Source organism: Lysinibacillus sp. RU7, from assembly GCF_057837305.1.
Window position 1 is genome coordinate 1 of the sequence record NZ_JBYQFK010000069.1, and the last position, 580, is coordinate 580.

Consider the following 580-nt stretch of genomic DNA (forward strand, 5'->3'; position numbering starts at 1 on the left):
TATGCGGGTGTGGCGGAATTGGCAGACGCACTAGACTTAGGATCTAGCGCCGCAAGGCGTGGGGGTTCGACTCCCTTCACCCGCACCATTTAATTTCATATATTGCCAGGTTAAAAAAATCTTATGCACATGCGGAAGTAGTTCAGTGGTAGAACACCACCTTGCCAAGGTGGGGGTCGCGAGTTCGAACCTCGTCTTCCGCTCCATATGTGCCGGGGTGGCGGAACTGGCAGACGCACAGGACTTAAAATCCTGCGGTAGGTGACTACCGTGCCGGTTCGATTCCGGCCCTCGGCACCATTTTAATTTAAATTAGCGCCCGTAGCTCAATTGGATAGAGCGTCTGACTACGGATCAGAAGGTTATGGGTTCGACTCCTGTCGGGCGCGCCAAAAAAGTACGGGAAGTAGCTCAGCTTGGTAGAGCACTTGGTTTGGGACCAAGGGGTCGCAGGTTCGAATCCTGTCTTCCCGACCATCCTTAACCTGATATCAACTGATTATTTTGGGGCCTTAGCTCAGCTGGGAGAGCGCCTGCCTTGCACGCAGGAGGTCAGCGGTTCGATCCCGCTAGGCTCCAC

At 54.1% G+C, this 580-nt stretch carries 6 tRNA genes; all 6 read left to right on the plus strand.

Annotation, left to right across the window (positions count from 1 at the left end):
- The first annotated feature begins 3 nt into the window (after window positions 1-3).
- The 6 genes from AC3II9_RS21490 (at window position 4) to AC3II9_RS21515 (ending at window position 579) form a co-directional block, all read left to right on the plus strand.
- Window positions 4-88 (plus strand) — tRNA-Leu (locus AC3II9_RS21490).
- A gap of 43 nt (window positions 89-131) precedes the next feature.
- A tRNA-Gly gene (locus AC3II9_RS21495) sits at window positions 132-206 on the plus strand.
- A 5-nt stretch (window positions 207-211) separates the two neighbouring features.
- Window positions 212-300: transfer RNA gene (locus AC3II9_RS21500), tRNA-Leu, on the plus strand.
- A gap of 15 nt (window positions 301-315) precedes the next feature.
- A tRNA-Arg gene (locus tag AC3II9_RS21505) sits at window positions 316-392 on the plus strand.
- Between the two features lie 8 nt (window positions 393-400).
- A tRNA-Pro gene (locus tag AC3II9_RS21510) sits at window positions 401-477 on the plus strand.
- A 29-nt stretch (window positions 478-506) separates the two neighbouring features.
- A tRNA-Ala gene (locus tag AC3II9_RS21515) sits at window positions 507-579 on the plus strand.
- Window position 580: the final 1 nt, after the last annotated feature.